This is a genomic window from Kitasatospora sp. NPDC028961 (assembly GCF_055564815.1).
In genome coordinates this window covers 1-9920 of the sequence record NZ_JBVHVO010000017.1, presented here as the reverse complement: position 1 = coordinate 9920, position 9920 = coordinate 1, and the positions used below count along the sequence as shown (strand labels likewise).

General features: G+C 74.7%; 7 protein-coding genes. 4 read left to right on the top strand and 3 right to left on the bottom strand.

The annotated features are described in order from the left end of the window. The 3 genes from ACZ4UX_RS25245 to ACZ4UX_RS25235 form a co-directional block, all read right to left on the bottom strand. On the bottom strand, nucleotides 1-1745 hold a 1745-nt coding region (locus ACZ4UX_RS25245; RefSeq protein ID WP_465708323.1), incomplete at its 3' end, for a glycoside hydrolase domain-containing protein. Nucleotides 1746-1815: 70 nt separating this feature from the next. Continuing rightward, on the bottom strand, nucleotides 1816-3012 hold the full coding sequence (locus ACZ4UX_RS25240; RefSeq protein WP_465708322.1) for a DUF4185 domain-containing protein: 1197 nt from the start codon (nucleotides 3010-3012) through the stop codon (nucleotides 1816-1818). A gap of 162 nt (nucleotides 3013-3174) precedes the next feature. Beyond that, on the bottom strand, nucleotides 3175-3480 hold the full coding sequence (locus ACZ4UX_RS25235) for a hypothetical protein (RefSeq protein ID WP_465708321.1): 306 nt from the start codon (nucleotides 3478-3480) through the stop codon (nucleotides 3175-3177). A gap of 91 nt (nucleotides 3481-3571) precedes the next feature. On the opposite strand from ACZ4UX_RS25235, the gene ACZ4UX_RS25230 reads away from it, so the two are divergent. The 4 genes from ACZ4UX_RS25230 (at nucleotide 3572) to ACZ4UX_RS25215 (ending at nucleotide 9574) form a co-directional block, all read left to right on the top strand. After that, complete coding sequence (locus ACZ4UX_RS25230; RefSeq protein WP_465708320.1) at nucleotides 3572-6100, top strand: helix-turn-helix transcriptional regulator; 2529 nt, start codon at nucleotides 3572-3574, stop codon at nucleotides 6098-6100. Between the two features lie 241 nt (nucleotides 6101-6341). Continuing rightward, a complete protein-coding gene (locus ACZ4UX_RS25225) occupies nucleotides 6342-7484 on the top strand; it encodes a serine hydrolase domain-containing protein (RefSeq protein ID WP_465708319.1) in 1143 nt (380 codons plus the stop codon). Between the two features lie 73 nt (nucleotides 7485-7557). Next, nucleotides 7558-8637, top strand: a complete 1080-nt coding sequence (locus ACZ4UX_RS25220) for an alpha/beta hydrolase (protein ID WP_465708318.1) — start codon at nucleotides 7558-7560, stop codon at nucleotides 8635-8637. A 103-nt stretch (nucleotides 8638-8740) separates the two neighbouring features. After that, nucleotides 8741-9574, top strand: coding sequence for a DUF6585 family protein (locus ACZ4UX_RS25215; protein WP_465708317.1), 834 nt, complete (start codon nucleotides 8741-8743; stop codon nucleotides 9572-9574). The last annotated feature ends 346 nt before the right edge of the window (nucleotides 9575-9920 follow it).

Genomic DNA, 9920 nt, shown 5'->3' with positions numbered 1-9920 from the left:
GCCATCCGCCCGTCGGCCTGGTGACCGACCACCGGCGTGCCCCCGGTCGGGCCCCCGAACGGCCCGGCGCCGTCACCGTTCCAGCCACTCCACCCGCCGTTGGGCTCCGTCTGCCAGATGTGCGAGATCGAACTGCGGTCCGGCGCCACCGCGAACACCTCCAGCCGCCCGTCCGCGTTCTGACCGACGGTCAGGCCCGAGGCCGCGGGGCCGAAGGAGGTGTCCCAACTGCTCCAGCCGCCGTTCGGCGTGGTCTGCCAGCTGTGCTGGATGCTGCTCCGGCCGGGGCCGAGGACGAACAGCTCCAGCCGCCCGTCGGGGTCGCGGCCGACCACCGGCAGGCCGCCGACCGGACCGCCGAGCCGCTGCCACGTTCCCCAGCCGCCGTTCGGTGCCGTCTGCTCGCGGAAGAACAGCCCCTGCTGGTCCGGCGAGACCGCGAACGCGACCATCGCCCCGTTGGCCTGCCGGCCGATCGCCGGGTTCTGCCGGCCGTCGCCGAAGTCGTCCCACCCCCTGGCGGTGGGCGCCAGTTGGACGTCCAGGTAGTCGGCGTCGATGTTGATGGTGATGCCGCCGTAGGTCTCGTTCTGGCCACCGGTGTACTGGTGGATCCGCTGGTGGTTCGCCCACAGGTGGTCCGGGATCGCCGGGTCCGAGGTGCTGGTGCTGCCGTTGCCCGGCCACGCCGCGAAGTCGATGACGTCCGGCATCGCGTAGGAGGAGTAGTGGGCGACCAGGTCGGAGATCGTGCTGCCGGCACTGCCGTACACGCCCGACAGGTAGCCCCGGGCGTGCAACTGCGTGGTCCAGGCCGACAGGTAGCCCAGGACCAGGCCCGAGTACGACGGGGCGTAGTGCTCGTTGTCCATGTAGACCGGGGTGCCCGGGGGGAAGCCGAGGGCCGACATCTGCGCGATCGCGTCGTCGGCGTCGGCCGCGCCCTGGGCCGCGGAGGGGATCGTGGCGCAGCCGGGGCAGGCGCCCGGCGCCTGGTGGCCGACGTACAGCGGGAAGAAGTGCCAGCCGATCGAGGCCTGCCGGGCGACCCAGTCGGCGGTCAGGTTCGGCTGGTCGCAGGTGCGGTTGACGCCGCCGATGTAGATGCCGATCGCGCCGTAGGGCGAGGCGTCCATCCAGGTGCGCATGGTGGACGAGCTCGGGGCCGCGCACGGGTCGAAGCCCTGGCCCGTGTAGTTGGTGGCGCCGCCGTCCACCGCGGCGGTCAGCGCCGCGCCGACGCCGGCCGTGACGCCGCCGGCGCCGGCCGGGTCGGCCGCGCTCCGCGGTGCCTGCGCCGTCCGGCGCGGCTGCGGCAGACCGGCCCGGTCGAGGACGGTCGCCACCGCCGCCCGGTCGGTGCCGTAGGCCGCGGTGACGGTGACCGCGCCGGTGGTCGCCGTGATCTCGCGGGAGGCGGTGTTCTCCCGTGCCCCGCGCTCCACGCCGGGCAGGGCCGGCTGCACCAGGATCGCCTCGCTGCGTCCCCGCAGGTGGGACGGGCAGTCCTGGTTCTCGCCGGGGCGGCCGAGGTAGACGGCGTGCCGGTCGAACCGCACGCAGGTGTCCGGCGCGGCGTCCAGGTCGATCACCGGCCAGGTGCCGGGGACGCGCAGGGTGGTGCCCCGGTAGGTCACGTCCTTGGCGCCGTCGGTGGCCGCGGCGGCCGGGCCGGTGGTGGCGAGGGCGGCGGAGGAGAGGAGCAGCGCGCCCACCAGCGCTCTGGTCAGGACGGCGAGTCTCACGGGGACTCCTTCCGGTGCGGGGGTCGCGGGGTGTCGAGGGGCGGCCGTGACGGCCGCTGCGGGGCGCGCACTACGGCCGGATCCCGTCGAACTGCAGGACCCGGTAGGCGCCCTGCGCGGTCCACTGGGAGACGATCAGCGTCAGCGAGTTCGCACCGGCGCTGCCGGGGTGGATGTAGCCGCCGTAGAGGCTCTCGACCTGCGGCCGGCCCCAGTGGTTCGGCGGCCAGAGGTTGCTCGCCACGATCTGCGGGACCGGCGCCGACCACGCGGCGTCGGGCCGGGGCGCGGTGCGCGTGCAGATCGAACCGTCCGTCAGGTCGAGGTAGCTCATGCAGTAGCGGCCGTCGATCCGCTTCACGGAGAACTCGCCGATGTTGTTCCCGGGGCCGAACAGCGGGGTCGGCGGGGTGCCGTCGGTGGCCCAGTGCCAGCCGCCGTCGTACGCCCAGTTCTGCTGGGCCCCGAAGTCGCCGGCCCGGAACGCGTCCGGGTCGATCCGGAAGAGCTGGATCGCGCCCTGGTCCGCGGTGTTCTTGTGGGTGCCGTTCCAGCGCTTGGAGTAGATGTAGAGCCAGCCGTCCGGGTCGATGCCGGCGAACGACCACATCCCGTACATCGACTGGTTGACGCCCTGGTCCTGGCCGGGCCAGTGGTACGGGTAGTCGGTCCAGGTCCGGCCGAAGTCGTCGGAGTAGGCGACGCCCGACATCAGTGAGCCGTCCTCGCCGGCGGGCAGCGGGTCCGGGCCGATGCCGCGCGCCACCGAGGTGTACTGGAGGTAGGTGCGGCCGCCGAACTCGACGCAGTCGTTCGGGATCCGGGTGCTCTCCACCCCGTGGCCGTTGTCGGTTCCGTGGCCGTAGTCGAGGAGCTGGGCCGCGGAACCGTCGGGCATGGCGTAGCTGAACGAGATCGGGGTCGCCCCGGAGCGGTCGAAGGTCGCCTGGTTCAGCATCACCGGGGAGCCGAGGTAGCCGTTGCCGGTGTCGAAGGAGTCGCCGAACACGTAGCCCCAGGTGTTGTCGTGCTCCCGGTAGTACGGGATGCCCAGGTCGCCGCTGCCCAGCCCGTACCGGCTCGCCGAGTCACCGGGCAGCTGGCACAGGGGCGCGCCGGTCTGGCCGACGCCGTTGGTCGCGGCGGCGGGCCCGGCGGCGGCGACCCCGGCGCCCACGGCCAGGCCGGTGCCCAGGGCGAGCCCCGTCCCGGTCCGCAGGAGCGAGCGCCGGGTGAGGGCCTGCCCCGGCTGCGGTGAAGTGGACATGGATCTCCTTCGGTTGCTGGGAGGGGTGGGGTGCCGCCGGCCGGGGCACCGGACACCGGCCCCCGGGAGCGTGCGGCCCCGGCGCCCATGCTGGGCTCCGGCCGACCGGCCGGGACAGGCCACGGACCGGCCAAAGGCGGCCGGTGCCGGCGGCGGCGCGGCCTACCGGTACCGGGCCACCACGGTCACCACGGCCACCACGACGATCAGCAGGACGAACGCGGCCGCGGCCGGCGCGAGCCAGCCGCGGCCGGCGTCGAGTCCTCTGCCGACCTCGACCTGGCCGCCGGGCGGGATGCCGGGATGCCGTTTCGCGTAGTGCTCGACCTGCTGCCGCTCCCCCTCGGACTCGCCGAGCCAGGCCGTCCTGGAACTGCACTCACCGCACCAGTAGCGGTAGGCCACGTCGACTCCTCGCTTCTCGCCGCACAGCGCCTGCACGAAGGCAGCGATTGTGGCGTTCGTCATGTTCGGTGGACAGGCCAACCGGCCGGACATCGCTGACCGGTCGTCACCGGTAGGCTCACCGGCGATTACCGGCGAGTAGAGAGGCGCCCCCTTGACGGATCAGCTCGGCACGCTGTTACGCCGGCTGCGCGGCCAGGCGGGCCTGACGCAGGAACAGGTGGCGGAGCGCTCCGGCGTGAGCGTGCGCACCATCCGCCGGCTGGAGAGCGGCAGGTCCAGCGACCATCGGCTGGGTACGGTCAATCTGCTGGCCGACGCCCTCGACATCAGCGCGGAGGACCGCCGGCAGCTGGCGAGCACGCTCGCCGAGGCGCGCGGCGCGTCGGCTCCCGCGGTGCCCCGGCCGGCTCCCGCGCCGCTCGAACCGGCGCCCGCTCCACCCGCCGGCCCGGCCGCCGAGACCCCGGCCCCCGGCCCGTCGGCGCCACCCGAGACCCCCGCGCCACCCGCGCCCCGCCCGGTGCCCGGCGCGCTGGCCGACGCCGCGCAGGAGCTGGCCGGCGAGGTCAGACGCCGCTGGCGCCGCGAGGAGGCGCAGCGCCGGGTCCACGACCCGTTCCCGCTCCCGGTCCGGTGGCAGCGGGCCCCGGCCGGGCTGACCGACCGGTCGGAGAACATCCAGCGGCTCGGCCCGGGGGACGCCCCCCGCCCGATGGACCTCAGCGGTGACCTGCGGAGCGTGGCGGAGGTCTACCGGCGGATCTCCTCCGGGCGGCTGGTGATCCTCGGCCGGGCCGGCTCGGGCAAGTCGATCCTCACGATCAGGTTCGTCCTGGACCAGTTGGAGGCCCCGGGCGCCGCCGCCCGGGTCCCGGTCATCTTCAGTCTCGGCTCCTGGGACCCGACCACCACCGCGCTGCGGGACTGGCTGGTCGGGCGGCTGCTGCGCGACCACCCGCACCTGGCCCGCCGGGGCCCGCACGGGTCGACGCTGGCCGCCGCGCTGGTCGACGCCGACCTCGTCCTCCCCGTCCTCGACGGGTTCGACGAGATCGCGGAGGGCCTGCGGCGGGAGGCCCTCGACGCCCTCAACGCCACCACCCTGCCGCTCGTCCTCACCAGCCGGCACGACGAGTTCGCCGAGGCCGTCCAGGAGGCGCACGCGCCGCTGCTCTGGGCGGCCGGCATCACGCTCGCCGACCTCACCCTCGACGACCTCGGCCACTACCTGCCCCGGACGGCCCGGTCGGTCGGCCGCGGCGACGCCGCCGCCGACCGGAGCGAGGACGGGAGCGCGGACGGGAGCGCGGACGGGTCGCTGTGGGACACGGTGCTCGACGAGCTGCGCGCCGGGGAGAGCAGGGCCGGCGCCGCCCTCGCCGCGGTCCTGACCACGCCGCTCATGGTGATCCTGGCGCGCACCGCCTACAGCGAGACACCCGGCCGCGACCCCGCGGAACTGCTCGACACCGCCCGCTTCCCCACCGCGAAGTCCCTGGAGGAGCACCTGCTGGCGGGCTTCGTCCCCGCGGTGTACCGCCGCCGCGCCCCGGAGCGGGACGCCGCCGGCCGGCCGGACCGGCCGACGGACTGGGACACCGGTCGCGCCCAGCACTGGCTCGGCCACCTCGCGCACCACCTGGTCCGGCTCGACCACGACCGGCAGGACCTCGCCTGGTGGCAGCTCGGCGACACGCTGCCGCGCGCGACCCGGGTCCTGGCCGTGGTCGTGGCCACCTCGCTGAGCGTCGCCCTCGCCGACTGGTTCGTCGGACTGTTCGTCAGCCTGCTCGGCATCGGCTTCGGCACCGGGGCCGGCGAGGTGCTGCTGCAGGGCAGCCTGATGGGGCCGGTGGCCGGGCTCGCCTTCGGGTCGGTGTACGCGATCCTGATCACCTTCGGCGGCGGGGAGGTCTTCGAGCCGTCCCGGGTGCGGCTGCGGCTGCCCGGCACCCACGACAGCCTCGGCCGGCGGCCGGTCCGCACCTTCCTCGCCCGGTTCGGGGACGGTCTGCTCGGCGGGTCCCTGATGGGCGTCGGCTGCGCCTGCGCGCTCGCGCTGGAACGCGCGCTGTACGCGGGCTCCCCGCTGACCGACCCGGACGTCCTCGAAGGCACCCTGATCAACATGCTCTGCCTCGGGCTGACCTTCGGGTCGGCGGCCGGCCTGGTCTTCGGGCTCTCGGCCGCGCTGGAGGCGCCGGTGGACGTCACCTCCTCGGCCACCCCGGTCAGCCTGCTCAGCGCCAACCGCGCCACGGTGGCCCGGCAGTTCCTCGTCCTGGCGCCGGCCCTCACCCTCACCATCGCCGGCGGCGGGCGGCTGGTCGTCGACCTGTTCCAGGGCGTCCTGGGTCCGCTGAACTGGGGGCTGGCGGACGGCCTGTTCATCGGGGCGGTCGGCGGGATCGGCGGGACGGTCGCCTATCTGCTCGCCTTCACCGCCTGGGGCCAGTGGCTGGTGCTGGCCCGGGTCTGGCTGCCGCTGACCGGCCGGCTGCCCTGGCGCCCGGTCGCGTTCCTGGACGACGCCTACCAGCGCGGCGTGCTGCGCCAGACCGGCGCGGTCTACCAGTTCCGGCACGAGCGGCTCCAGCACCACCTCGGCCGCACCTTCCGCCAGCAGCACGGCAAGTACGCACCGGCCACCTTCCCGCCCGCACCGGCCGGTACGCCGTGACCGCCGGCGCCCGGCCCGCCGGCGCCGTCCGGGTGGGGCGCGGGAATCCGCAGGCCGGGGGCGGGAATCCGCAGGCCGGAGCGGGGCCGGTCACATGTGGCCGGTGCGATGGCCTGTCCGCCGGGGCGGCCGGCCCGCAGGATCACGGGTACCAGGTCGGCGCCGCGCCGACGGTCCGGGCCCACCGGACCGGTCGCGAGCACCGCGCGCCGCCATGACCACCCGCAGCCCGAGGAGTCCGATGAAACCCCTACGTCTGACCGCCGCCGGCGCGGCGCTGGCGCTCGCCGCCCTCGCCGGTGCCGGGCCGGCGCACGCCGACACCCCGACCGCCGCCGGCCTCCTCCAGGCCGGCGCCCAGCAGGGGGTCGCCGACGGATACCCCGGCGTGATCGGCCTGGTCCGCCAGGGCGACACCACCCAGTACGTGCACGCGGGCGTCGGCGACCTGTCCACCAGGGTGCCCGCCGATCCGAAGGCCAGGTTCCGGATCGGCAGCAACACCAAGGCGTTCACCGCCACCGTGCTGCTCCAGCTGGAGGGCGAGCAGCGGCTGTCCCTCGACGACACCGTCGCGAAGTGGCTGCCCGGCGCGGTCGCCGCGAACGGCTACGACGGCAGCACGATCACGATCCGCCAGTTGCTGAACCACACCTCCGGCCTGCCCGACTACGCCAAGGACACCGGGTTCTCGCTGTCCTACGCGCTGAACACCGAGCCCACCAAGGCCTGGCCGGCGCAGACCCTGGTGAACCTCGGCCTCGCCCAGCACCGGCCCACCGGCACTCCGGGCGGGCAGTGGAGCTACTCCAACACCAACTACGTCCTGGCCGGCATGGTGATCAAGGCCGTCACCGGCAACGACGCCGCCGCCGAGATCCGGCAGCGGATCATCGAACCGCTCGGCCTGTCCGACACGACCTTCCCGACCAGCGATCCGACCATCTCCGGCAACCACCTGCACGGCTACGAGTACCCGGTGATCGGCATCGGCATCAGGGACGTCACCGTCTCCGACGTCCAGACCTTCGGGCCCGCCGGGGCGATCGTGTCGACCCTGGACGACCTGACGGCCTTCTCCCGGGCCCTCGTCACCGGGCGGCTCCTGGCACCCGCGCAGGAGGCCGAGCTCAAGACCACCGTCCCGGTGACCGCCGACGGCACCGTGGGCTACGGCCTGGGCATCATCCACGTGCAGCTGCCGTGCGGCCAGTGGGCCTGGAGCCACAACGGCGCCGTACTGGGCTACTTCAGCGACTGGTACACCAGCGACGACGGCGCCAAGCAGGTCGCGCGCGCCAACAACGAGTTCCACCTGCTCGCCGGGACGAAGGGCCAGCAGGACACCGGCAAGGCGACGGTCGACGCCTACTGCGCGCTGTAGCACCGCGCCCCGCCCCCGTCCGTCGCCGGCCGCGGGGCCCGCTCCCCCTGCACCCACCCCGAGAGGACCTTCGATGACCTCCTTCCCGCCCGCCTGGCGCCGGCACGCCAGGGCGGCCGTCGTCGCCGCGGCGATGGCCGTGTCCGCGCTGCTCGTCGGTGCGCCCGCGCACGCGGCCGACCCGGCCCCGCCGACCTTCACCGACGGGTTCGGCCTGACCCAGGTCGGCGCCCCCGACGTGCACTCGGACACCGACTTCACGCTGACCGTGACCACCGGTCAGCTCTCCGGCACGCACAAGATCCGGATCCTCCTCCCCCGGGGCTACGCCGCCGACCCCGGTCGGCGCTGGCCGGTGACGTACTTCCTGCACGGCGGGGCCGGCACCGTGGACGACGTCGCGGCCGCGCCCGCCCTGCACTCCGACGCGATGATCACCGTCGTCCCGGACGGCGGCCTCAAGGGCTGGTACGCCGACTGGGTCATGCAGAACACCGTGCTCGGCGCGGCCAACTGGCAGACCTTCCACACCAGCCAGGTCGTCCCCTTCATCGACGCCAACCTGCGCACCCTCGGCGACCGGTCGCACCGGGCCGTCGTCGGCCTGTCGATGGGCGGCTACGGCGCGCTGCGCTACGCCGAGTTCCGGCCCGACCTGTTCGGCCACGTCGCCTCGCTGTCCGGCGGCATCGACCTCGGCATGACCGAGATCCGCGCCACGGTCCTGGCCACCGAGCTCAACCTCCCGGGCGCGTGGTGCGCCGTGAGCACCTCCGGCAGCGGCCAGTGCGTCGGCTACGGGCCCTACGTCGACAGCGACGCGATCTTCGGCTCGCCCTACCCGGTCTTCGGCGCCGACCACGTCTGGAACGAGGTCAACCCGGCCGCGGGCGCCAACCTGGCCAAGCTGGCCGCCACCGACGTCGCCCTCTACACCGGCGACCGGGGGCCCATCGACCACTTCACGGCGATCGCGACCGACACCGTCCGGACCCGGCTGAACCAGCTCGGCATCGCCAACCGCTACGTCGACTACGGCGACGGCTCGACCCTGTCGCCCACCTGCGACGGCGGCCACAACTACGGCTGCTGGGCGCCGGCGCTCGCCGACTACGTCCCCCGGCTCCAGGCCGCCTTCGACCGGGCGGGCTGAGCCCCGGCCGACCGGTGGGCCCGCACCGCCGGGGCGGGCCCACCGGTCACCGCGAACACCACGGACGCGACGAACACCCCGAACACGAGGCAGAGGACAGGGCATGACCGGACAGGACGGCCTCGCGGACGGCCGGAGCGAGCTTCTGACGCTGATCGACGAGGCGGCGGTCCGCAACCGGCTGGGTGACCGGGTGGCGGTCTACCCGGGCACCCGGTCGCAGGCGAGTTCGCTCGGCTGCGCGGTGACCGGGGCGGTGGTCTTCGGGGGGCTGGCGCTGGTGCTCTCGCTCACCGAGGCGGCGGCGCTGGCGGTCGTCCCGCTCGGACTGCTGCTGCTGGTCCCGCTGGGCATCTGGAAGGAACGGTCCACGACGGCGAAGAACCAGGGCGTCCGGCTCGACCTCCACGAGCGCGGTCTCACCGCCGTGGTGAAGGGCCGGGTCCACGCCGTCCGCTACGAGAGCACGTCCGTCCTCCAGAACACCGTCCGGCACACCGGCGTCGGCGGCTACACGTCCTACGAGTACACGCTCACCGACGTGGACGGCGCGAAGGTCGTGCTGCGCGGCCGGGCGGACGGGTCGGGCGAGGTCGCCGAGAAGGGCAGATTCAGCAACCCGCGGGAGTGGGGGCCGGCGCTCCAGCAGGCCGTCACCCGGGCCCAGCTCCCCGGGGCGGTCGCCGCCCTGGACTCGGGCGGGCGACTGGAGTTCGGCCGGCTCTGGCTGACCGTGGACGCCGTCGGCTCGGCGCGCGAGTCCGCGCAGTGGCAGGAGATCCAGGAGATCAAGGTCTTCGACGGCTTCGTCAAGCTCAGGGTCGCCGGCCGGTGGCGGGCCCTGACCCACGCCGCCGTGAGCACGATCCCGAACTTCTTCGTCTTCCTCGCCCTCGCCGAACACCTGCGGCGCTCCGCCGGCCGGCCGGCGGGCTGACGATTGCGGCGGGCGCCGGTCCCACGGGGGTGGGCCGGCGCCCGTCGGTCGTCGATCCGCTCCCAGCCGCGTACGAGGCGCCGCCCCGCTAGCTGCTCCGGGCCGCGGCCGCGGCGGGTCAGCCGGAGTCCGGGGGCGGCGCCGGCGGGTGACGTCCGGGACGCCGCGAACTGACCGGGGTACCGGCGCGGGACCGGGCGCCCCGCCGTTTCGGGGCCCGACATCGTCACCGTGGGTAGCAGCCCTCCGGGCGTCGGGTGAGGGCTGTGGTGCGCGCCACCCGACCCCGGACCCCCACCCCCCACGATCCGCACCCCCCGCCGACACCCCGTCACCCACCGTCGAC